The sequence below is a fragment of the Vibrio orientalis CIP 102891 = ATCC 33934 genome (genome assembly GCF_000176235.1).
In the GTDB taxonomy this organism is placed as follows: domain Bacteria; phylum Pseudomonadota; class Gammaproteobacteria; order Enterobacterales; family Vibrionaceae; genus Vibrio; species Vibrio orientalis.
This window is the reverse complement of the sequence record NZ_ACZV01000005.1, coordinates 2,154,650-2,177,925: the sequence shown is the minus strand read 5'-3', so window position 1 is coordinate 2,177,925 and position 23,276 is coordinate 2,154,650. Positions and strand designations below refer to the sequence as shown.

The following is a 23,276-nucleotide window of genomic DNA, read 5'->3' as shown; positions in this document are numbered from 1 at the left end:
CGATGAATATGCTAGTTAAGCTGTTATCAGCTCTGATATTGGCAGTGGTAGTTTTGGTGCCATCGATTGCTCAAGCATCTCAATGTTTAGCGCCTGGCAGTGAGGTCGATACTAGGACGGATTTTTGTATCACTTTTCAAATAGACTCGGATGGTTCAAATCGTGTGCGTTTTGAAAGAAATTATTACTATCCACTCTGGACGGATGACAGGAGCTATCAGAGGTATGGACCTGCAATTTACGAACGTGATTATGTTGGAGAGAGAAAAGAGCGTACATTTCGCATTAAATTCGAACGTGCTGACAACAATTCGCGATGGATTTGGGGAACGTTGACCTATTCTGTTGATGGAGTGGTTAAGAAAACAATTAGCAATTTCAGTTTATCTAATTTGATGGGGGTCGACAAATTTGATCCATGGCTGAAAATAAATCTTGTTGGGAGTCAGTTTAACGACCCGGATAAATACTGTATTGCGAACGGTTCTTGCGTAGATATAGAACCGTTTGAGTTAGACGTTTGTCCGTATGTACCAAATGGGTTACAAACCAACGTCTACGCTTCACAGCGCCCTTTTGGTGCAATGCAAGTAGGGGGAGTGGAGAATCGTATCTATCCAGCGAATAATGATCCTAAGTATTCGTTCCTTACCATTATTCAGCCTGCAAATTTATGTGAGTACCCGAATGGTTCTATCGGTGTGTGTACTTTTGACCCAAACAAAAATCATCCTACGCTACCTGTCTCATTGCCTAGCTTTAGGCAAGGTGATATCGAAATAAAACTAAAGCGAGGTGAGACTCGCGCACTTGATAGCGGGGTATATGAAGAAGTTAAGCTTGCTAAAGATTCTAAGCTACAGCTAAAAGGTGGGAATTACTGGATAGAAGAGCTTAAATTTGATGGGGTTAACGCTCAAATTGAAGTACTTGAGCCAAGTATTATTCACTATGAAGAACTCCAGTTTAATGAATCTGATATTAAGATTAACCACACTGGTAGTAGCCATGACATCTTGTTTATTGGTCATGGCGATGACTCTAATATCAGAATACCGATTTTTAAACATAAAGAGAGTAATTACCGGATAAATGCGTTCTTTTATGTTGACCCTGCTGCCGATGATGCTGATAACGGTTTTATTATTAATGGTAGTAATAACGTTATTCGTGGCGGTATTACAGCCCACAGCATTGCGATTAGTGGTAGCAAAAATAAGATCTATCCTTTAAGTTGTGAGTCTCAACCCGCTCCGTCTCTCTCTTCTATTGAGATCAAACCATTCAACTACCACCTAACCTGTGAATCTGACCCTGATAATATCGTTGAAGTACACATGTTTGACGGGGAAGGGAACTTGGTCGCCGGACATCAGCCAATGCTAATCCAAGAAAATGGGTCTAACTTAACAGTTAACTTTATTTCTGAAGCAAACGGTATTGCTAAATATAGAGTCATTACCAATTCAACTGCTTCAATTGGCAATTATGATCTCAAAGCGAATCTCACTGTAAATGGACAGAGTTTTGAAGATACGGAACAGATCAAATATGTACCATATAAGTTTGAAGTGGATGATCAGTACCTAGTCGCGGGACAAAACAATCAAATTACCATTGACGTAAAAGCATGTAGTGATAGTGGGCAACTGATTAATCTTGGTTATACAGGGAGCCCGACAGCAAGCTTTAGCTATAACCGACCAAGCTTAACGCCAACAGCCGATGACTTAGAGTTTAGTGCTGTGCTTAATGATAATAATCGACAAGCCGATTTAACATTCAAAGAATCAGGTCATATAACGGTTCAGATTGAAGATCCTAATTTTGTCTGTGATGAGGAACGTTGTCCATCAGAAGGCGGAAGCTTAAAAGGTGAATTTGACGTCTACTCAAGGCCTTGGAAAGTCGCTATCTGTAATGTTCATGAGACGAGCAATAGCGCTAATGGGAACCCATCTACAACGACAGGGACGCCTGGATTTATGGCTTCAGGTGATGAGTTTAGCGCGAGCTATATCCCTATCGTACATCCTGATTCCAGAGGCAATGTGAATGAAGAGTGTCGCTATCCTCAAACTGGTAACTATGGTCTAGACAATGGGCCTCTTGAATTAACATACAGCCTTGTCTATCCATCGACTCCACCGCAGCAAGGAGTAATAACACCTACATCTATTCCATCATTTGACAGCGGTAACCTCATACAAACGCTGTCACATACGTGGAATGAAGTAGGGACGATTCGATTCCAAACTAGTGCGACTTACTTAACGATGGATCTGGACTCTGATAGCGAAGATATCGGTCGTTTTTATCCTAAATTTTTTAGAGTGATAAATACTCCTGTATGGGACTATCCGAGTTCTCAATCATTTGCTTATATGAACCAACCCTTTGATGGGGTTTCATTTGATGTCGAGGCGTTAAATGCAAATGGGAGTGCAGTGCAAAATTATGCGAGTTTTGCGTCGTCCTTAACGGCAAACTTTGCCTTGTTTGAACCAGACTTTACTGAGAGGTTCCATTCCCCAGAGCCAAACAAACAGTGGAACTTGTCATCAGGCAGTAGTATCGGCACCTTCGAAATCGCTGAAGCTTCGCCAACGACCAATTGTGCTAGCGAGCTTTGTTGGGAGAAGGCTACGACAGCTACTGGTTATGAAGACGGTCCATTTAATGGTATTGGAGATGGAGTAAGCAATATATCGATCACTGATGAAGGGTTATCTAATGTGGACCCTGTGGCTTATCAGTCATCTGAAGAAAATGGAAGCGACCCTCGATTACTAACCGCACAACCTGACCTGCGCTTTGGCCGCGTTGCTCTTGATAGCTTGGGCAGCACAGTGAATACAACGCTTAATATCCCGCTTAGGGTTGAGTTCTGGAATGGTGAGCGCTTTGTCGTCAACAGTGATGACGATGCAGTATCGACTATTCTTGGCGAAAGCACATCGACCGACAATAACAATATTTGGGTCGAAGAAGGCCAAACCGCGGAAACCTTGAGCTTTGCCAATGGTGGATTGGTGAATAACGGTGAATCCGATTCAATTACGGTCACTCACTCTTCCCAAGTTCGCCAACAGACGCAAATTTGGTTAGAGCTGGATAATACGCGCAATGATATGCCGTGGCTGCGTTACAATTGGGATGATGATCTAGCTAGTGACGATGCGAATGGTGAACAAGATCCGTCCAGTGTGGTGACATTTGGTATATACCGAGGTAACGATCGAGTGATCTTTCGCGGTGAACCCGGCTTGATCGGCCAATAATAATTGTAAATTCTTTGGCTTAAGTAAGGAATCTGTTAGAAATTGCGGGTTTCAGCCCATGTTTACACTTCAATGCCTTGCTGTGACGGCAAGGCATTGGTACATTTAGTGCAATTTTCTATCTTCTAACTCTTTCAGGATGAGCGAAGAATATGTTCAAAAAACTTCGTGGCATATTTTCAAATGACCTATCTATCGATTTAGGTACTGCCAACACTCTTATTTACGTTAAAGGACAGGGTATCGTCCTAGACGAGCCTTCAGTAGTCGCTATTCGCCAAGACCGTAACCGTGCGGGCAAAAGCGTTGCAGCGGTTGGTCACGCAGCAAAACAAATGCTGGGTCGTACGCCAGGGAATATCTCGGCGATCCGTCCTATGAAAGATGGCGTTATTGCTGACTTCTACGTAACCGAAAAAATGCTACAGCACTTCATTAAGCAAGTGCATGACAACAGTGTATTAAAGCCAAGCCCGCGTGTTCTAGTGTGTGTACCTTGTGGTTCAACACAAGTAGAGCGTCGTGCAATCCGTGAATCAGCGCTAGGTGCTGGTGCGCGTGAGGTTTACTTGATTGATGAGCCAATGGCTGCAGCAATCGGTGCTGGCCTACGCGTATCTGAGCCAACAGGTTCAATGGTTGTCGATATCGGCGGTGGTACAACAGAAGTGGCGGTAATCTCACTAAACGGTGTGGTTTACTCTTCATCTGTACGTATTGGTGGTGACCGTTTTGATGAAGCGATCATCAACTATGTACGTCGTAACTACGGCAGCTTGATCGGTGAAGCAACGGCTGAAAAGATCAAACATGAGATTGGTTCTGCATATCCAGGTGATGATGTAGAAGAGATCGAAGTTCGCGGTCGTAACCTCGCTGAAGGTGTGCCTCGTAGCTTCTGCCTAAACTCAAATGAAATTCTTGAAGCGCTACAAGAACCTCTAACAGGTATTGTATCAGCTGTGATGGTTGCACTTGAGCAATGTCCACCAGAGCTAGCTTCAGACATCTCTGAAAACGGTATGGTTCTAACTGGTGGTGGTGCACTACTAAAAGACCTTGATCGTCTTCTAACTGAAGAAACAGGCATTCCAGTTGTTATCGCTGAAGATCCACTAACGTGTGTGGCTCGTGGTGGCGGTAAAGCTCTAGAAATGATCGATATGCACGGCGGCGATCTATTCAGCGAAGAATAATCGATGTGGCCTCAGAGTGATACTGAGGCGGGCAAGATACAAGGATCTCACTATTCATGAAGCCTATTTTTGGCCAGGGACCTTCACTTCAGCTACGTCTGTTTTTTGCCGTCATTCTATCAGCCAGCCTTATGCTGGCTGATAGTCGTTTAGGCGCATTTACCCAAGTGCGTTATTTACTCAATAGCATGGTCGCTCCTATCCAATATTTAGCGGACGTGCCTCGAGTAATGTTTGATGGTGCTTATGAGCGCTTCAATATCCGCCGGGATTATATGGAAAGCTCTCATAATCTGAAACGTGAAGTGCTGCGTCTGAAAAATGACCTATTGCTGCTCGATCAATATCGAGAAGAAAATCAGCGCTTAAGAAAGTTGCTAGGCTCATCGTTCATCCGTGATGAGCGTAAAGTTGTGACCGAAGTGATGGCGGTCGACACCTCTCCATATCGTCACCAAGTGGTGATTGATAAAGGACAAATTGATGGCGTCTACGTTGGGCAGCCTGTGGCGAATGAAAAAGGTATCGTTGGCCAAGTGACGTTTGTTTCAGCGCACAATAGCCGCGTGCTTTTATTGACTGACAGCCTAAGCGCTATTCCTGTTCAAGTGATCCGTAACGATATTCGTATTATTGCCTCAGGCACGGGTAAATCTGATCGTATTAACCTTGATCATATCCCAATCAGTCTGGATATTGAGGAAGGCGATTTACTGGTGACATCGGGTTTAGGTGGCGTTTATCCAGAAGGTTTCCCAGTGGCTCACGTAGCTGAAGTCGAACGTGATACAAGCAGAGAGTTTGCCTTAATTGAAGCGGAACCTGTCGTCGACTTTGAACGTCTGCGTTATCTACTGCTTATTTGGCCGAATGACTCGCGTCAGGACAAGGTTCAACAATCCTTATCTGGAACTATTGAGGAATAAGCAAACATGGCGAATAGTGTACTAAAAGGCAAATTTGTCATTGCATGCTCTTTCTTGGTGGCGTTAACCCTACAGACGATCCCTTGGCCTGGTGTGCTCGACATGTTACGACCCTCTTGGCTATTGCTCGTAACCTGTTACTGGGTACTAGCATTGCCTCATCGCGTTAACGTAGGCACCGCACTGATTGTTGGCCTGTTATGGGACTTACTATTAGGCTCAACCCTTGGTATCCGAGGGATGATGATGTCTATCGTCGTTTACCTTGTTGCGCTCAACTTTCTGGTAATTCGTAACATGGCACTGTGGCAACAGGCTATTCTAATAGGAATCATGTCGGTGGTTTTAGACGTGCTCATTTTCTGTGGTGAGTACCTGATTCAAGATGTAATGTTCAATCCTGTCACAATGTGGAGTGGGTTGATCAACTGCATCTTGTGGCCTTGGATGTTTTTATTAATGCGTCGGGTTAGACGCCATTGGCACGTAAGATAAATAATGACTAAACCACTGATTTTGGCTTCAGGTTCGCCAAGAAGAAAAGAGCTACTTACTCAACTGGGCTTTCAATTTTCTGTTTTGAAAACCGATGTTGAAGAGAGCCAAAACCAAGCTGAAACGCCGTTTGAGTATGTATCACGTTTGTCTCGAGATAAAGCGATGGCTGCCGTTGAACTACAACCAGAATCAGTGGTGCTAGGTTCCGATACGATTGTCGTCTGTGACGATACAGTGCTAGAGAAACCGGACAACTTAGCGCATGCTAAACAGATGCTATTAATGCTTTCTGGCCGAGAGCATCAAGTAATGACCGCCGTAACGGTGGCGACTAACGAGATTCAAGAGACTGTCGTGGTATCGACAGACGTATGGTTTAAGACCCTGTCAGAGCAAGAAATAGAACGATATTGGCAATCGGGCGAACCATGCGATAAAGCTGGCAGTTATGGAATTCAAGGTATCGGTGGGCGTTTTGTCACCCGTATTGAAGGCAGCTATCACGCTGTTGTTGGCCTACCATTATTTGAAACTGACCAGCTCTTGCACAAATTTTTATAATTTTATTTTTGAGGTGCGCTCATGAGTGCAGAGTTGCTGATCAACGTGACCCCGAGTGAAACTCGCGTGGCCATGATTGAGGGGGGAACCCTACAAGAAATCCATGTCGAACGTGAAGCGAAGCGCGGTATTGTTGGTAATATTTACAAAGGAAAAGTTAGCCGAGTGCTACCGGGTATGCAAGCCGCCTTTGTTGATATTGGTTTAGAAAAAGCGGCGTTTCTACATGCGTCTGATATTGTCCCGCATACCGAATGTGTTGCTGATAACGAAAAACAGCAGTTCCAAGTTCGTGATATCTCTGAGCTTGTTCGCCAAGGTCAAGATATTGTCGTGCAGGTTGTGAAAGACCCGCTCGGCACGAAAGGCGCGCGTTTAACCACAGATATTACCCTTCCTTCTCGCTATTTAGTCTTTATGCCAGGGGCAAGCCATGTTGGTGTCTCTCAGCGTATTGAGAGCGAGCAAGAGCGTAATCGCCTCAAGAAGGTGGTTGGTCACTACTGTGACGAAAATGGCGGTTTTATCATTCGTACTGCTGCAGAAGGTGCGGATGAGAAAGAGTTATCGCAAGATGCCGCTTTTCTTAAGCGTCTTTGGTCCAAGGTGATTGAGCGCCGCAGCAAATATAAAACTCGCGCCACTCTGTATGGTGAGTTAGGTCTATCACAGCGAATTTTACGCGATTTCGTCGGTACCGAGCTAAACAAAATTCTTGTCGACTCACGTATAGAATTTGAAAACCTCAAAGAGTTTACTTCTGAGTATGTCCCTGAGCTGACAGATAAACTTGAGCTTTATGAAGGTGAAAAACCGATCTTCGATATGTACGACACCGAGAACGAGATTCAACGTTCATTAGAGCGTAAAGTTGAACTTAAATCGGGTGGCTATCTGATTATCGATCAAACTGAAGCGATGACGACAGTTGATATCAATACCGGTGCTTTCGTTGGTCGACGCAATCTTGAAGAGACGATTTTCAACACTAACATTGAAGCGACTCAGGCCATTGCGCGTCAATTACGCCTGCGCAATTTAGGCGGCATCATCATTATCGATTTTATTGACATGATCGCAGATGAACATCGCAATCGTGTACTCACATCACTGGAAAATGCATTAGACAAAGATCGTGTTAAAACCAATATCAATGGTTTTACTCAGCTCGGTTTAGTTGAAATGACCCGCAAACGTACCCGTGAAAGCATCGAACACATCTTATGTTCAACTTGCCCAACCTGTGAAGGTCGTGGCAGCGTTAAGACTGTTGAGTCGGTGTGCTACGAAATCTTACGTGAAGTGACACGTGTTAATCGAGCTTATGATGCGGATAAATTTGTTGTTTATGCATCACCTGCGGTTGCCGAAACCCTGCAAGGCGATGAGTCTCATGCACTTGCAGAGCTAGAGGTCTTTATTGGTAAGCAAGTGAAGATTCAAGCTGAACCTCTCTATATTCAAGAGCAGTTTGACGTTGTAATGATGTAAAGGCTGTATGTGACTACGACTGCAACTCGTCTAACGCGACTTTTTCTTTGGCTGACCGTTACTGTGTTGATTGTTTTGGCAATCGCGGTAACGGGTCTGCGTATTGCACTGCCTCAGCTCAACCATTTTCAACCTCAGATTCAAGCTTGGGTTAACCAAGGCTCGGGGCTGGATTTTGAGATCTCTGGCCTGCATGGTTTTTGGCGCAACACTCACCCATCCATTTCACTGCAAGGGGTTAAAGCGCAAACCCCTGAGAGCAGTGGTATTCATTTTTCTGCTGAAACGGTAGAAGTTGAAATTGATCTGTTTCAGACGATTATGCAACTGCAACCTGTGGTTGCGGACTTGAATATCTACCAGCTCAATTTAGATATCACTTCAGTGCAGTGGGCAACGGGTGATGATAAGTCAGAGCTAAAACCGCAAGGTGAGCAGAAGGGCGTTATACAACAGTTAGACCAGTTGTTTCTTCGCCAGTTAGACAGCTTTACCATCGCGGATTCTCAAATTCACTTCTTAGGTATTGATGGCACCGAGCGTGAACTGAATATCGCCAAACTGAGATGGCAAAACGACGGCCGTCATCATCTTGCTGATGGTGAAATCAGCCTAGCTAACAGCCAAATTAACTCAGCCAAAGTCAAAGCAAACTTTGTTGATTACGGCTCGTTAGCGGAAGTGAGTGGCGAGTTTTATGTCTCTGCACAAAATGTGCTAGTCACACCTTGGCTGAGTAAGTACCTCAAAACAGAAACGGGTATTGAGAAAGGCCAAATCAGCTTTAATAGTTGGTTAACGCTTGAGAAAAGTCAGCCAGTGAGTGCTTACTTAGAGTTGGAGTCTTCAGAGCTGATTTGGCAAGAGGGCGGACGTCATGAGCTATCCATTGAATCAGGTGTTCTGGAACTTGAGCCGATCGAACAAGGTTGGCAAGTAAATGCCCACTCACTAAAACTAAGAACCGATGATAAAGCATGGCCTGAACTCGATATGGCCTTTGATTGGCAACCTGAGCAATGGCGCTTAAATGTTTCTCAACTCGATATTGCCACGATCACACCGTTAGTAAAACTGGCGCCAAATTCTCAAGCAACGTCAGAGTTAATCGAAACATTTTCGCTTGGTGGTTTAGTTGAAGATGTTCGCGTTTCGATGAGCGACGGCCTTGATAGCCTTAAGTACTCGGCAGAGTTGAGTGGCGGCACTATGTCTCAGTGGGAGCTATTGCCAGGTGTGCATCATGTGTCAGCTTCTGTCGCCGGTAACCTTCAGCAAGCCAAAGCAAGAGTCTCTTTGATTGATGATGTTTTGCCTTATGGTGATGTGTTTCAAGCTCCGCTTAATATTAAGCAGGGGCAGGTGGACATTGTGTGGCAAAACGGTGAGCAAGGTTGGAGTCTTTGGGCGGATAAAGTCACCGCTGCCACCCCCGATCTACAAGTTCTTGGCGCTTTCCGTCTTGATTTTCCTAAAGAGCGCAGCCCGTTCTTATCTTTCTATGCTGAAGCAGACCTCTATAACGCTGGTGAAACTTGGCGTTACTTACCAACTTTAGCGCTTGGTCGAGATCTCACGGACTATTTGAGTACCGCAATTCAAGGTGGTCGAGTTAATACGGCGAAATTGCTTTGGTATGGAGAGTTGGGTGACTTCCCGTACCAGAATAACAACGGCATGTTTCAGGCGTGGGTTGGCTTAAAGCAGGCTAAATTTAGCTTCGATACCGCTTGGCCAGCCATTACTGATTTACAGCTCGATATCCTGTTCCAAAATGATGCGATGTATCTTGATTCGCACAGCGCCACATTGATGGATGTTAAAGCTCAGCGCATTACTGGCCGTATTCCGGTCCTCGGGCCTGATGGGCACATTGAGATTGAAGCTCAAGCGAGTGCTGAAGGTAATGCGGTGCGCGATTATATGACAGCTTCTCCGCTAGTGGATTCTGTGGGTGCTGCTTTAACTGCGGTACAAGTGGATGGGCCGGTGAAATCGAAGTTTCAGCTGAACATTCCGTTTGATACGGACAAAGAGGCGCGCGCTTGGGGTTACGCTGACTTAAATAAAAACCATGTCACGATTGATGCTCCACCGATGACGTTAGAAACCGTGTCTGGTCGTGTTGAGTTTGATAACGATGTGGTCAGTGCCGCTGGGCTATCGGCAGAATTACTGACTCAGCCAGTCTCAATCGATTTTGGCGGAGAGAACATCGCTCAAGGTTATGGTGTGGCGATCAATGTAGTTGGAGATTGGGATGTCAAACCACTGGCTCCCTATCTTGGCAATCAATGGGTAGCCCCCGTTGGCGGCCATGCACCTTGGCAAATGGACATTGACCTGCAACTGAATGATATTGGCTTTACCTATCAAATAGATACCGTAGCTGACCTTAAGTTAGTAAGTAGTAACTACCCAGCGCCGTTAGGTAAAAAAAGTGGTGAAAAAGGTAAAGCGCACCTGCAAGCTTCAGGTAACCAAGAGAGTATTACCGCAAGGCTGCAACTGCCTAGTGCTAAGTATCAAACCGAAATCGATATTCGCCCCGATGTACCTGTTCTAAAAGCGACCAATTTAGTGTTGGGTAAAGGGAGCTTCAAAATTAGTCCGATTACTGGCCATCAAGCTCAAGTTCGCACTGACCAATTCAATCTAGATGATTGGATTGAACTCGCCACCCAAGAACAACCAAGCTCCTCTGCGGTATTAGCACAAATGAATACGCCGCAGATTCCGTTACCATCGAGAATTGATCTTGATGTAAAAGAGCTGACACTGGCCAATATTGAATGGAATGATGTCGACTTCAGCGCCAAACGTAAAGGTTTGGGTTGGTATATGAATCTCGATAGCCAAGAAGCGAAAGGCGAAGCGAGTTATCTTGAGCCATATGATTTATCGGTTTCTCTTGAACGCCTTCATATATATGTCCCTGTGCTGGATGAAGAGCTAAAAGACAAAACCATGTTCGATCCTACCAATGATGAACAACCATTGGTGAGTGCGTTCGATCGAACTTTCCATCAGCAGATCCCGAATATCACTCTGACTATTGATGACTTCTGGCTTCAGGGCTACAAGGTTGGTAAAACACATCTAGATCTCCAGCGCCAAGGCGAGAAAATAGAGTGGAAGAAGCTCTCGTTTGAAAGCGGGAGCAACAAGGTCAATATGGATGGCTGGTGGCAACTGAATGACAAGCAAAGCCACACTAAATTCAATATTGCTATGTCAGGTGAAAACAACAGCGACGTGATGGAGCGCTTTGGTATCTCTTCTGGTATCCAACGCGCGCCCTTTGACATTAGTGCCAATATTGAGTGGGATGGTTCTCCGTGGTCAGGTCGCATATCGAGTTTACAAGGCGATGTTAAGACTGAGCTAGGCAAAGGGGTCATTTCTGATGTCAGCGGTGCGGCGAGGTTACTGGGTATCTTTAGTCTCGACTCCATCATTCGTAAAATGCAGCTCGACTTTACCGATGTGTTTGATAAGGGGATGGCGTTTAACTCCATTACTGGTAGTGGTTCAATCCGCAACGGTATTTTCCTTACCAACGACATCAAAATGGATGCGGTCGCGGGTGAGATGAATATCAAAGGATTGGCGAATCTTAATACCCGAACAGTAGACGCAGAGGTTAACTTTACTCCAGATATTACTTCGGGGATCCCGGTCTTAACGGCCTTTGCCGTGACGCCACAAACCGCTCTGTACGTACTTGCGATTACGACGGTGATCTCGCCTGTTGTCGAGGTCTTCACTCAAGTTAATTATGAAGTGAAGGGGCCATTGGATGCACCTATAGTTAAAGAGTTGTCACGTAGCCAAGGTGAATTTAAGTTGCCACAGAAACTGCGAGAAGCGGTGAAATAAGGAGAGTTACTCATGGAACGAGTAGGATTAATTCAGATGACATCTGGCCCAAATCCTCAGCATAATTTGGCCTATATCCGTGAACAGGTGATCGCCTTAGCAAAAGAGGGGGCGACTTTTATCGTCACCCCAGAAAACAGCCTTGTGTTTGGCAGTCGTAAAGATTATCACCAGTATGCAGAGCCGCTTGAGCAAGGAACGTTGCAACAACAGATTGCGCAGCTAGCAAAACAAAATGCAGTCTGGCTCTTAGTGGGTAGTATGCCGATCCAGCAAGCTCAGGGAGTGACAACAACATCGTTGCTATATTCTCCCCAAGGTGAGCTTGTCGCGCATTATGACAAGTTACATATGTTCGATGTCGATGTTGCCGACGGACATAGACGCTATCGAGAGTCTGAAACCTTTACTCCGGGCTCTCAAATTGTTACATATCCAGCCCCATTCGCGCATCTTGGCTTAAGTATCTGCTATGATATCCGCTTTCCTACACTATACAGTGAACTCACTCGGTTAGGTGCTAACCTGATTCTTGTACCAGCGGCCTTTACCGCGGTGACAGGCAGAGCGCACTGGGAACCTCTGCTGCGTGCGAGAGCGATTGAAACACAGTCATGGCTTATCGCTGTGAATCAAGCAGGAGTCCATCCGTGTGGGCGAGAAACTTGGGGACACTCGATGGTCATTTCTCCGTGGGGAGAGATTATTGGGGCACTATCTGATCAACCAAGTAATTTATTAGTCGAAATTGACCTAACCCAAGTCGATGAGTTGAGATCTGCGATGCCAGTAAGGCAGCACACTCGATTCAGCAATCAGTTACAAAATTAAGAGCAAAGTATGACCATAAATCACGTAGAAGACGCGTTGCTAAAATCAGCCGGACTTAGTGAGCAAGACATTGCAGATACGTTGGCTAGTATTGCCACTCGCCAAATCGACTATGCAGATATCTATTTTCAGTCAAGCTGGCATGAGTCTTTGGTATTGGAAGACAGCATCATTAAAGATGGTTCTTTTAATATTGACTGCGGTGTAGGTGTGAGAGCAGTAGCCGGCGAAAAGACGGGCTTTGCTTATTCTGATCAAATTCAGCTCGAAGGTTTAAAGCAGAGTGCCATTGCAGCACGTGGTATTGCTCAACAAGGTCAAAATGGCCAAGTACAGGCATTTAAGCGCACCGATAACCAGAGTTACTATTCTGCAGCGAACCCGTTAGAGAGTTGGGCCAAGGAGCAAAAGACTCAACTGCTGAAAGAGCTAGATGCCTACATTCGTACTAAAGAACCGTTGATTAAAGAAGTTTCGGTTAGCTTAAGTGGTGTCCATGAACAGATGCTGGTTGCCGCAACGGATGGCACCTACGCTGGTGATATTCGTCCTTTAGTTCGCTTATCAATCAGCGTGCTAGCTGAAAAGGGTGATCGCCGTGAACGTGGCAGTTCAGGCGGTGGCGGTCGCTTTGGTTATGACTTCTTCTTATCAGATAGCGATGGTGCCAAGGTTGCCTACCATTATGCAGACGAAGCGATTCGCATGGCTCTCGTGAATCTTGAAGCAGATGCTGCACCGGCAGGTATGATGCCAGTCGTACTTGGCTCTGGTTGGCCTGGCGTGCTACTGCACGAAGCGGTTGGTCATGGTTTAGAAGGTGACTTTAACCGCAAAGAGTCTTCTGTATTTAGCGGCAAAGTGGGCCAGAAGGTCACTTCCGATCTATGTACTATTGTTGATGATGGCACGTTAAAAGACCTACGTGGTTCTTTAAACGTTGACGATGAAGGTGTCAATGGCCAATACAACACACTGATCGAGAACGGTGTGCTAAAAGGCTACATGCAAGACAAGCTCAATGCGCGCCTTATGGGAGTAAACCCTACCGGTAATGGCCGTCGTGAGTCATACGCTCACCTGCCAATGCCTCGCATGACCAATACTTACATGCTACCGGGCGAGCATTCGCCAGAAGAGATTATTTCAACGGTTGAGAAAGGCTTATATGCTCCAAACTTTGGTGGCGGTCAGGTTGATATCACCTCAGGTAAGTTCGTCTTCTCTGCGTCTGAAGCTTACTTGATTGAAAACGGTAAGATTACCCGTCCTGTTAAAGGGGCAACGTTGATCGGCTCTGGCATTGAAGCAATGCAGCAAGTCTCTATGGTCGGTAATGATCTTAGCATTGACCGAGGTGTGGGTGTGTGTGGTAAAGCTGGCCAAAGCGTCCCTGTAGGCGTTGGTCAGCCAACATTGAAGCTCGACTCAATCACAGTCGGTGGTACCGAATAAAACGACTGGTCGTCTATGTCATTCCATAGAACGACGAAGGAGTGAGTAGGGAATCTCTTGAGGGTGACCTACTTACTTAAGAAAAACAAAAAGGGTTGATGCTTGCACATCAACCCTTTTTTATTGGCTGTTAAGCGTGGTATTAAATACCGTCACGCTCGATAGGACAACTCATACAGCGAGCGCCACCACGACCACGACCCAATTCATTACCAGGGATAGGAAGAACCGTAATGCCCGCTTTATCGTACTTCTCATTGGTGTAGACGTTACGTTCATAACCGATAACTACGCCCGGTTTGACGGTTAATACGTTATTGGCATCATTCCATTGCTCGCGCTCTGCTTCATAGCTATCACCGCCAGTGGTAATGATCTTCAGGTAATCTAAGCCGAGAGCTTCTTCAATCGCATGGATGAAACTCGGCACTTCTTCGACCTTCATATCACCATCGTCTTTTGCTGATAGGCGCCAAGTGTTGAGATCTTTACGCATGATCTCTGGGTAGACAGAGAAAGTATCGATATCCATGTGGGTCATCACGGTATCTAAGTGCATGCATGAGCGGTGTTTTGGCAACTCAATGGCAATCACTTCTTTGGCTTGGCCATGCTTGAATAGGCTTGCAGCAAGGTTTTCAACACCCTGAGCGGTGGTTCTTTCAGACATACCGACTAATACCGCGCCTTTACCAATAACCAGCACATCGCCGCCTTCAATATTAGCGTTATCGTAATGAAGATCTTCATCGCCGAAATACTTAATAAAATCTTGGCCTGCAAAGACAGGGTGCCAGCGGTAAATCGCGCGCAGGTGATTGGTTTCGCGCTGACGGGCAGGCTTCATCATCGGGTTCAGAGAGACACCACCGTATACCCAACACGAGGTATCACGGGTAAAGAGGTGGTTTGGCAGTGGCTCAATCACAAAGTCGAGAGGCTGGTGCATGCGCGGTAGCATCGATGATGACTTGATTGGTAGTTCTGAATAAGCGAGACCACCAAGCAGTACTGTCGCTAGGTGTTCGTTGTCCATATCCGATAGATAGTTGCGTAGATCTTTGGCAAAAGTTGGACCGTAACGGAAATCAGAAATCTGGGTATTGAGTAGCCAAGTTCGAGCCTCAGCGACTTCTAATGTTTCAACCAGTAAGTTGTGCAGTAGCAGAACTTCAACCCCTTGGTCAGTTAGTGTCTGGGCAAACTTATCATGCTCTTCACCAGCCGCTTCTACGGCCAGTACGTCATCAAATAACAACTCATGACAGTTCGAAGGGGTTAAGTGGGTGAGCGCTCGCTCAGGACGGTTTAACAATACTCGTCTTAATTGACCGACTTCTGAGCCTACATACAACTTACTCATTTTGTATCCTTACAATTAATTTAAGAGCGTATTTATGACAAGTTTGTTATAAAGATGCAAGCTGAGTTGCTGGAGAAAATAACTGCCTTTTATTTGTCTTATGGTTTTTTGTACTGATAATTGTCGGTAATCTATAGAATTTCCAAATATGTAATTTTTTCCTATTTGGCGTAAAGCTGCGTCTCTATGCGATAAAGGCGCAGCTAAGGAATGCGAAGTTCCCGCGAGTAACAGCATAGCTATTCACTAATTCGCCTTTTAATTTTGATGGTGCATATTTTTATGCATTTAATGCTGAGCACTTGATATGCAAAGAATGGTGATAAAAACGCATAATCTCTGTTTATAAGAGATGAAGAGTTTAAAAGAGATAATTCTGAATCGCTCACTTGCTAAGGAAATGTTAATTTTTTCATCTTGTGAGGTCGATCTAGTTTGATCTTGCTGATTTGGGCGGAGAAAGATCGCGATCAAGCCACATTCTGGGTAGTAATTTATCTGGATCCATGCGATATTTCGTCGCTGTAAATTACGATCTATTTTGTCACTATCTGGAGCACGACTTATGTCTCACGAAGATGAATATCTATCTGTTGAAGAATTACTTGAGATTCAAAAGGAAGAGACTCGCGATATTATTCAAGCCTTATTAGAAGATGGCAGTGATCCAGATGCTTTGTATGAGATCGAGCACCACCTGTTTGCTGAAGACTTTAATACCCTAGAAAAAGCAGTGGTTGAAGCATTCAAAATGGGCTTCGAAGTATTAGAAGCTGAAGAAACCGAAGATGAAGATGGCAATAAGCTGCTTTGTTGTGATGCGACGATGGAATCGGCGCTAAACCCTGAAGCAATCGATGTTCAAGTTGAAAAACTGGTACATCTTGCAGAGAAGTTCGACATCATTTATGACGGCTGGGGCACTTACTACGAAGGCGAAGATGCGCTTTACCCAGAAGAGGAAGATGACGAAGAGTAACGCAATACTTTTTGTTGCTTAGATTAGAATTGAGAATGCCAGTCCTAGTGACTGGCATTTTTGTATCTTTATCACATGCGCTGCTTTATAATCTTCCAAACTTGATCTAGCTCAATTTATAAAACGGTTTATGCAGCTTTCACTTGCTGGTCTTTGGCAGATTTCTCCGCTTACAGACCTATCGATTCCACAAGATGACATCACTTTTCCTGCACCTTTGAGTGCTAAGCTTCCTGACTCTCTGTCTGAATCAGATATTGCCGCTCAAGAGTGGCACTTGATGCATGATATTGAAGTGGACGAAGCGATGATGGCCTTTCCTGCTGTTGATCTTGTGATTGCTGGGGTCGACTATCATGCTGAAGTACGTTTGAACGGTGTCGCGGTGTTTGATTGTGATGGCAGTCAGGCTGAATATAAGAAAGACATTCGTCCTTATATGCAGTTAGGCCGAAACCGTTTTGAAGTTCTATTTCTTGAAGAAGAAGAGCAGCTGTTGTTTGAAGAAGATCAACTAGAGCTATGTCCACTCGGTGAGCCGCAATATCAAAAGCTTGATAGCCGCATTGGGATTTGGAAGGAGCCGTATCTTCAATTTATCCGCAACACACGTTTAGAGCACATCACCACGGAGCAAATCTGGCACCATGGCGGTGGTTGTGAGTTCCTTGTGGATTTGCACTATCAGACCTATTCTCCGGGGCTTGTGTCTGCAGCAGTCAAGTTCAATGGTATGACTTACCATCTGCCAATTGATGTGCGTGATAATCATGCCAGTGCGCTATTTCAAATTGAAGCACCAATTTACGCCGATGCTGATAAGCCGAATCTTGACGATCTATATCTATTGGAAGTGACGTTAGATGGTCAAACCCGACGTTTGCATATCGGGTTAAGCAAAGATATGTGTGTATCGCATTACCCGCTTTAAGCGTGAGCACATCCCCAATGCAGTGTGGCTTCTTGTTTACGTAGCCACACCTTCTCATGAAAGTAGTATGCGAAGGTATTAATGGTTGGCTCAATCGCCGCCATGATACCGCCAACAAATGCATCACCAGTCAATAGATATACCACACCAAAAGCAACGCTAAAGTGCACAACAGCAAAACTAGCGGTTTTCATCTTGGCAGAACGAGCCAATTTCTGTAGTGCTGTGCTTTGTTGCCAAATGCGCTCATGAAAGTAGAAAGCCACTGAGTTTACTGTCGGCTCGATCATTGCTATCAGACTACCAATCAGAATATCACCGGTTAATACATACGCGACTGTAAACGCGATAGTGAAGTGAATAGCAGCGAATGTAAGTGTCTTTTTCATAACAATAACCTAGTGAGGAAACTTGATGTGGTTATTATTGATAATTATTCGCATTAAAGAAATTGGATTGTAGCGATAGTTTTAATAGGTAATACCTATTGATTTTTAATCTAACGAAAAAAAGGCGCATCACGCGCCTTAATTATTGCTGTTAGACGTTGCCAATTAGCCTTGGGGCTTAACCACTAGCACGTTGATAGGGGAGTTCTGGACCACTTTGCTCGCCACTGAGCCAAGTACGACTTTATCAATTTTAGAGCGTTTGTGGCTCGGCATGACAATCAGATCCGCCCCTAACTTTTCGGCAAACTCTAAGATGGTTGAGTAAGGTTTGCCTTCAGTCACATGCACTTTATACACCACGTCATCATCAATATGATTCGCGGCAAACTCTTTAAGCTGGCTTTCCACATCCGCTTTCATTTTTAGCGCCGCATCTTTCGGAAAGTAAGTCGCGACCATAGACATGTGGATACCAGGTAAGACATTGAGAATATGTACTTCGGCGTTAGAGTGCTTGGCGTGCCAAACGGCTAACTCGACGGCTTTATCTGAAAAGCCTTTGTCGTTTAAATCAACAGGAACAAGAATCTGCTTATACATCATTATTTCTCTTATTGTTCCCCTTAAAGAGCCTCTTTAAGAGGGAGTTAATGCATCCTTAGCTTAATTGTAGCCCCACTCTAAGAGCAGGGCTGATTAAGTTACGCGCTCAGCTGTTCCTTTCGAGCTCGTCTTCTCTGGTTCATCGCTAGACCAATCAGAAGGAGTAACGCCGGGACAAATACCCACTCCTTCATCGGGCGGTCTGCATCGACGACCACAGAACGAATTTCCCAGTCAAAATCGACACCTGCTGCTTCAGCAGGGCTACCGAATTCAACCATATCGACTAGCATACGACCGTTAGCATCATTGAGCATTAAGCCCATCGAGCTTATACGTTCTTCTGCTGTTTCTGCGCGATCTTCAAACGGCAAACGTACCGTTTTAGAAATGTAGTCGCCTTCTAGGTTTTCACCCGCTACCAATAGTTCGATCTCTTCTCCGACTTTCAACTGCTCAGTAATCTGCGCAATCTCGGTACCAGGGTGCATGATCTTCGCCGGGTAGATTTCATCCCACCAGAAGCCAGGACGGAAGAAAGTAAACGTCAGAACGAGTAGTGCGACAGTTTCCCACCATTTGTTCTTAGTAAACCACCAGCCCTGCGTTGCGGCAGAGAAGATCAACATTGCGACGATAGAAGAGAAGATCGTCAGCAGTAGGTGCCAAATACTATCAATACCCATCAACAGTAGCTGGGTGTTGAAGATAAACATAAATGGCAAGATTGCCGTTCGGATATCGTAAGTAAAGCCTTGAATACCCGTTCGGATCGGATCCGATTTCGCAATCGCGGCCGCAGCAAACGCAGCTAAACCAACCGGTGGAGTATCATCGGCCAGAATACCGAAGTAGAACACAAACAGGTGGACTGCGATCAATGGAATGATCAGGCCACTTTGTGCACCCAGCGTGACAATAACCGGTGCCATTAGCGTTGATACGACGATGTAGTTGGCTGTTGTTGGCAGACCCATACCTAAGATCAAGCTGATCACTGCGGTGAATATCAGCATCAGAATGATGTTGCCGCCAGAGATAAACTCAACAAAGTCCGTCATGACCAGACCAATACCCGTTAGCGTTACCACACCAACGACGGTACCTGCGGCTGCTGTCGCTACGCCGATACCAATCATATTACGAGCACCTGAAACTAAACTTTCAGCCAGATCAACAAAACCTGCTTTAGTTTGCTCAGCAAGACTGCCTTCTTTAGAAAGAATCGCAATCAATGGACGCTGAGTGATCAGGATAAAGATCATAAACACGGTTGCCCAGAACGCGGATAGACCCGGCGAGAAACGTTCAACAGTCAAACACCAAACCAAAACAACAATCGGTAGCAAGAAGTGAAGACCTGATTTAATCGTTGGACCTGGATCTGGTACTTCAGTGAGCTCAGCATCAATTTCTATCGCACCTTCTTTCGCGTATTTCGCGGAGATGTTGACCAGTGCTACATAAGCAACCAGTAAGGCAACAGTAACGATAGGGGTTGCCGCATCACCGAAGACGTCTTTAGTCCAGCCAACGCCGTAGTAGACTGCTGCACTGATAACACACAGACCTAAAATTGTGCCAGTAAATGATAGCAAGCTATGAATGAATTTTGGCGTGTGACGACGAGGCAAACCAGTCATGCCTGCTTTACATGCTTCAAGGTGAACAATGTAGATAAGCGCGATGTAGGAAATCAGTGCAGGCAGGATCGCCGCTTTGATTACTTCAACGTACGAGATACCAACGTACTCAACCATCAAGAATGCTGCTGCGCCCATAATAGGTGGGGTTAACTGACCGTTAGTTGAAGCGGCAACTTCAACCGCACCAGCTTTAGTGCCTGGGAAACCAACACGCTTCATCAGCGGAATAGTGAATGTACCTGTGGTTACTACGTTAGCAATCGAAGAGCCTGAAACAAGGCCTGACAAGCCAGAAGCAACAACCGCTGCTTTCGCTGGGCCGCCTTTCATATGACCTAATAGCGAGAATGCCACCTTGATGAAGTAAGCGCCAGCGCCAGCACGTTCAAGCATGGCGCCAAACAGTACGAACAAGAAGACAAATGACGTTGATACGCCTAGTGCGACACCAAATACACCTTCAGTGGTTAACCATAGGTGAGACATTGCTTTGTTTAAGCTCGCGCCTTTATGGGCAATAACATCTGGCATGTGAGGACCACCAAATGTGTAGAGCAAGAATACTGCGGCAACCACCATCAGCGGTGGACCTAAAGCGCGGCGTGTTGCTTCAAGTAATAGCACCATGCCTATAACAGCAATGACAATATCCAATGAAGTAGGTGCACCGGAACGGCCAGCGAGTTCAGTATAAAAAATATAGATATATGCAGCAGAGAAGCTACCAGCGAGCGCCAGTAACCAGTCAACAACCGGGATGCTATCCCTTGGCGAGTTCTTCATTGCTGGGTAAGCCGTAAAGGCAAGGAAGACAGCAAACATTAAATGTATCGAACGCGCTTCAGTATCGTTGAGTACGCCAAAATTAAAAATAAATGGTAGAGGGGAAGCGTACCAAAGTTGGAACAGTGACCAACATAGCGGCACAAACCATAAGATGCGACCAGACAGCCCAGAAGGAGCGCGTGCACCAGTATCGGATTGAGCCACCATTTCTTGCACATCTTGAGACGGAGTGTTTGTCTTCGACATGTACTTAATCCTTATTATAAATGGTCCGTATAATTATGATTATGAGAACCTTTATTTAGCATCTTTTAGTGTAGTGAAAAGATGAAATATTGCTCAGTTGTGTGGTTTTCTTAGGTATAAAACGAGGAAGAGTTTCAAGAATGTGAAACTCAAAATAGAGTGTAGTGCGTGACTACAGTGGTATTAACTAAGGAGGCGCTGTGCCTCCTTAGTTATCAAAGAGTGCTTACTTTAGTAGGCCGATCTCTTTGTAGTATTTCTCTGCCCCTGGGTGTAGAGGGATAGAAAGACCAGCTTGAACCATGTCTTCTTTCTTCAGGTTAGCGAACGCTGGGTGTAGACGCTTAAATGTATCGAAGTTTTCGAATACAGATTTCGCTACGTTGTACGCTACATCGTCAGAAACGTTGGTTGTTGTTACCATAGTTGCAGCAACACCGAAGCTGTTTACGTCTTTATCAGTACCACGGTACATGCCCGCAGGAACTGTGCTGAATGCGTAGTAAGGGTTGTTAGCAACGATTTCATCGATCTTAGCGCCAGTTGCAGAAATTAGCTTAGCGTCACATGATGTTGTTGCTTCTTTGATTGATCCGTTCGGGTGACCAACTACGTAAACAAATGCGTCAATCTTGTTATCACAAAGAGCTTGTGAACGCTCAGAACCTTTCAGTTCAGAAGCCAGTTTGAAGTCATCGTTAGTCCAGCCCATAGCTTCCATTACAACACCCATTGTTGCACGGTCACCAGAACCTGGGTTACCAATGTTTACACGTTTGCCTTTTAGGTCAGAAACGTTTTCGATGCCAGCATCGCTACGAGCGATGATGTTGAACGGTTCTGTGTGTAGAGAGAACACTGCGCGTAGCTCTTTGTATGGGCCTTGCTCAGCAAACTTACTTGTACCGTTGTAACCGTGGTACTGCCAGTCAGACTGAACGATACCGAAGTCTAGTTCGCCTGCACGGATAGTATTCACGTTGTAAATCGAACCACCAGTTGATTCTACTGAACAACGAATGTTGTGGTCCTTACGACCTTTGTTAACTAGCTTACAAATTGCACCACCAGTTGGGTAGTAAACACCTGTTACTGAACCGGTACCGATTGTGATGAACTCTTGAGCGTTAACTGCGCCTGCGCCCATAACTGCAGCAGCAATAGCGCCAACTTTAATAAGTTTGTTCAATGCCATGAATTTCCCTTCCTTTATTCATTATTAACCCTTAGCAAGTGTAGTTGCTATGGGAGTTTCCTCTTGCTGGAAACGGCATCTTTTTCAATCCGTATGTTGAAAAAGTGGCTGAATAATAGCAAAAAATCGGCACATAATTACACGGATGTTAACGAATATAGACAAAAAGCCTGAATATTAACCTAATGTACTAGGAATATTTCAAGGTTAAAGTTGTTTAAAATCATCGTGTTAGATGTTGAGCTTAACTAAGGTATGATTTTTTTAAGATGTGATCTCAATCACGCCGCGAATTTGGCGGCGCAATTTGTATTTGGCTGTTTTATATGAAACTAGCCTGTGTACTCGAACAAGTCACACACCGAATTAAACAGCTGCTCTGTGGTAATCGATAGCGTAGGAGTAATAAAGATAGTGTCATCACCAGCAACGACGCCTAAGATGCCTTCCGCTTTACCTAGTGAATCAAGTAGACGAGCGATAAGTTGGGCAGCACCTGGGCCGGTGTGAATCACAACAAGAGCATTGTTATGATCGATATCGAGCACTAATTCTCGTAGTGAGCTTGATACCGTTGGAACCCCCAGTTCAGCCGGAAGGCAGTAAACCATCTCCATTTTGGCATTACGTGTACGTACTGCACCAAACTTGGTCAGCATACGAGACACTTTTGACTGGTTGATATTATCGAACCCTTCGTTTTTAAGAGCTTCCACAATATCGCCTTGGGAGCCGAAACGTTCTTCTTTAAGTAGGGCTTTAAAAGCGCGAACGAGGTTATCTTGTTTTTCTGAATGGCGCATGGTTCTCTTTCTATGTTTGTTTTATAAAAAGCAAGTGAATATTCTCGCATAGGTATGCAATATGTGCCAATGCTAAACCTAAAATCTGTCTAGCAAATCACTGTAAAAATGGCAGGATTTATTGACAGAAAACCGTTTAATTCTTTGTTATCCAAAAGGATTAAGAACATAATGGCGTAAAGGTGTGAAGCCCGATTTTGATGGCTTGCGCAAG

At 45.0% G+C, this 23,276-nt stretch carries 17 protein-coding genes; 11 read left to right on the top strand and 6 right to left on the bottom strand.

The window, feature by feature from the left end; all coding sequences use genetic code 11:
- Nucleotides 1-2 precede the first annotated feature (2 nt).
- The 9 genes from VIA_RS20590 (at nt 3) to tldD (ending at nt 14,118) form a co-directional block, all read left to right on the top strand.
- A complete protein-coding gene (locus tag VIA_RS20590; protein WP_004415754.1) occupies nt 3-3,281 on the top strand; it encodes a DUF6701 domain-containing protein in 3,279 nt (1,092 codons plus the stop codon).
- Nucleotides 3,282-3,433: 152 nt separating this feature from the next.
- Nucleotides 3,434-4,477, top strand: coding sequence for a rod shape-determining protein (locus VIA_RS20585; protein ID WP_004415753.1), 1,044 nt, complete (start codon nt 3,434-3,436; stop codon nt 4,475-4,477).
- A 56-nt stretch (nt 4,478-4,533) separates the two neighbouring features.
- Nucleotides 4,534-5,403 carry a rod shape-determining protein MreC gene (mreC, locus tag VIA_RS20580; RefSeq protein ID WP_004415752.1) on the top strand — a complete coding sequence of 290 codons (870 nt, stop codon included), beginning with the start codon at nt 4,534-4,536 and terminating at the stop codon, nt 5,401-5,403.
- Nucleotides 5,404-5,409: 6 nt separating this feature from the next.
- Nucleotides 5,410-5,898: a rod shape-determining protein MreD gene (gene mreD, locus VIA_RS20575; protein WP_004415751.1), complete on the top strand. Its 489-nt coding sequence runs from the start codon at nt 5,410-5,412 to the stop codon at nt 5,896-5,898.
- Nucleotides 5,899-5,901: 3 nt separating this feature from the next.
- Nucleotides 5,902-6,462: a Maf family protein gene (locus VIA_RS20570; RefSeq protein WP_004415749.1), complete on the top strand. Its 561-nt coding sequence runs from the start codon at nt 5,902-5,904 to the stop codon at nt 6,460-6,462.
- 21 nt (nt 6,463-6,483) lie between these two features.
- A complete protein-coding gene (gene rng / locus VIA_RS20565; protein WP_004415746.1) occupies nt 6,484-7,953 on the top strand; it encodes a ribonuclease G in 1,470 nt (489 codons plus the stop codon).
- A gap of 9 nt (nt 7,954-7,962) precedes the next feature.
- Complete coding sequence (locus VIA_RS20560) at nt 7,963-11,832, top strand: YhdP family protein (RefSeq protein WP_004415745.1); 3,870 nt, start codon at nt 7,963-7,965, stop codon at nt 11,830-11,832.
- Between the two features lie 12 nt (nt 11,833-11,844).
- A complete protein-coding gene (locus tag VIA_RS20555; RefSeq protein ID WP_004415743.1) occupies nt 11,845-12,663 on the top strand; it encodes a carbon-nitrogen hydrolase family protein in 819 nt (272 codons plus the stop codon).
- A 9-nt stretch (nt 12,664-12,672) separates the two neighbouring features.
- Entirely contained in the window at nt 12,673-14,118 is a 1,446-nt protein-coding gene (gene tldD, locus VIA_RS20550; RefSeq protein ID WP_004415741.1) for a metalloprotease TldD, read from the top strand.
- Nucleotides 14,119-14,260: 142 nt separating this feature from the next.
- On the opposite strand, the gene arcA is transcribed toward tldD, so the two are convergent.
- The gene (gene arcA / locus VIA_RS20545) at nt 14,261-15,481 is read right to left on the bottom strand and encodes an arginine deiminase (protein ID WP_004415739.1); all 1,221 of its coding nucleotides are present in this window, start codon (nt 15,479-15,481) and stop codon (nt 14,261-14,263) included.
- A gap of 565 nt (nt 15,482-16,046) precedes the next feature.
- Between arcA and rraB the strand changes: the two genes are divergently transcribed.
- Together rraB and VIA_RS20535 are read left to right on the top strand one after the other, a co-directional pair.
- A complete protein-coding gene (rraB, locus tag VIA_RS20540) occupies nt 16,047-16,460 on the top strand; it encodes a ribonuclease E inhibitor RraB (RefSeq protein ID WP_004415737.1) in 414 nt (137 codons plus the stop codon).
- A 130-nt stretch (nt 16,461-16,590) separates the two neighbouring features.
- A complete protein-coding gene (locus tag VIA_RS20535) occupies nt 16,591-17,391 on the top strand; it encodes a glycosyl hydrolase 2 galactose-binding domain-containing protein (protein WP_004415736.1) in 801 nt (266 codons plus the stop codon).
- Here VIA_RS20535 and VIA_RS20530 read toward each other — a convergent pair.
- The 5 genes from VIA_RS20530 to argR form a co-directional block, all read right to left on the bottom strand.
- A complete protein-coding gene (locus VIA_RS20530; RefSeq protein ID WP_004415735.1) occupies nt 17,388-17,780 on the bottom strand; it encodes a DUF2061 domain-containing protein in 393 nt (130 codons plus the stop codon). The two genes, VIA_RS20535 and VIA_RS20530, sit on opposite strands and share 4 nt — an antisense overlap.
- 165 nt (nt 17,781-17,945) lie before the next feature.
- A complete protein-coding gene (locus tag VIA_RS20525; RefSeq protein ID WP_004415733.1) occupies nt 17,946-18,383 on the bottom strand; it encodes a universal stress protein in 438 nt (145 codons plus the stop codon).
- A 101-nt stretch (nt 18,384-18,484) separates the two neighbouring features.
- A complete protein-coding gene (locus tag VIA_RS20520; RefSeq protein ID WP_004415731.1) occupies nt 18,485-21,064 on the bottom strand; it encodes a TRAP transporter permease in 2,580 nt (859 codons plus the stop codon).
- Between the two features lie 226 nt (nt 21,065-21,290).
- Nucleotides 21,291-22,259 carry a TAXI family TRAP transporter solute-binding subunit gene (locus VIA_RS20515; RefSeq protein WP_004415729.1) on the bottom strand — a complete coding sequence of 323 codons (969 nt, stop codon included), beginning with the start codon at nt 22,257-22,259 and terminating at the stop codon, nt 21,291-21,293.
- A gap of 332 nt (nt 22,260-22,591) precedes the next feature.
- Nucleotides 22,592-23,062: a transcriptional regulator ArgR gene (gene argR, locus VIA_RS20510; protein WP_004415727.1), complete on the bottom strand. Its 471-nt coding sequence runs from the start codon at nt 23,060-23,062 to the stop codon at nt 22,592-22,594.
- Nucleotides 23,063-23,276 lie beyond the last annotated feature (214 nt).

Excerpts from the sequence above, each read along its gene's own strand:
- VIA_RS20590 (WP_004415754.1), top strand. The coding sequence starts at position 3 with ATGAATATGCTAGTTAAGCTGTTATCAGCTCTGATATTGGCAGTGGTA.
- VIA_RS20585 (WP_004415753.1), top strand. The coding sequence starts at position 3,434 with ATGTTCAAAAAACTTCGTGGCATATTTTCAAATGACCTATCTATCGAT.
- mreC (WP_004415752.1), top strand. The coding sequence starts at position 4,534 with ATGAAGCCTATTTTTGGCCAGGGACCTTCACTTCAGCTACGTCTGTTT.
- mreD (WP_004415751.1), top strand. The coding sequence starts at position 5,410 with ATGGCGAATAGTGTACTAAAAGGCAAATTTGTCATTGCATGCTCTTTC.
- VIA_RS20570 (WP_004415749.1), top strand. The coding sequence starts at position 5,902 with ATGACTAAACCACTGATTTTGGCTTCAGGTTCGCCAAGAAGAAAAGAG.
- rng (WP_004415746.1), top strand. The coding sequence starts at position 6,484 with ATGAGTGCAGAGTTGCTGATCAACGTGACCCCGAGTGAAACTCGCGTG.
- VIA_RS20555 (WP_004415743.1), top strand. The coding sequence starts at position 11,845 with ATGGAACGAGTAGGATTAATTCAGATGACATCTGGCCCAAATCCTCAG.
- tldD (WP_004415741.1), top strand. The coding sequence starts at position 12,673 with ATGACCATAAATCACGTAGAAGACGCGTTGCTAAAATCAGCCGGACTT.
- arcA (WP_004415739.1), bottom strand. The coding sequence starts at position 15,481 with ATGAGTAAGTTGTATGTAGGCTCAGAAGTCGGTCAATTAAGACGAGTA.
- rraB (WP_004415737.1), top strand. The coding sequence starts at position 16,047 with ATGTCTCACGAAGATGAATATCTATCTGTTGAAGAATTACTTGAGATT.
- VIA_RS20535 (WP_004415736.1), top strand. The coding sequence starts at position 16,591 with ATGCAGCTTTCACTTGCTGGTCTTTGGCAGATTTCTCCGCTTACAGAC.
- VIA_RS20530 (WP_004415735.1), bottom strand. The coding sequence starts at position 17,780 with ATGAAAAAGACACTTACATTCGCTGCTATTCACTTCACTATCGCGTTT.
- VIA_RS20525 (WP_004415733.1), bottom strand. The coding sequence starts at position 18,383 with ATGTATAAGCAGATTCTTGTTCCTGTTGATTTAAACGACAAAGGCTTT.
- VIA_RS20520 (WP_004415731.1), bottom strand. The coding sequence starts at position 21,064 with ATGTCGAAGACAAACACTCCGTCTCAAGATGTGCAAGAAATGGTGGCT.
- VIA_RS20515 (WP_004415729.1), bottom strand. The coding sequence starts at position 22,259 with ATGGCATTGAACAAACTTATTAAAGTTGGCGCTATTGCTGCTGCAGTT.
- argR (WP_004415727.1), bottom strand. The coding sequence starts at position 23,062 with ATGCGCCATTCAGAAAAACAAGATAACCTCGTTCGCGCTTTTAAAGCC.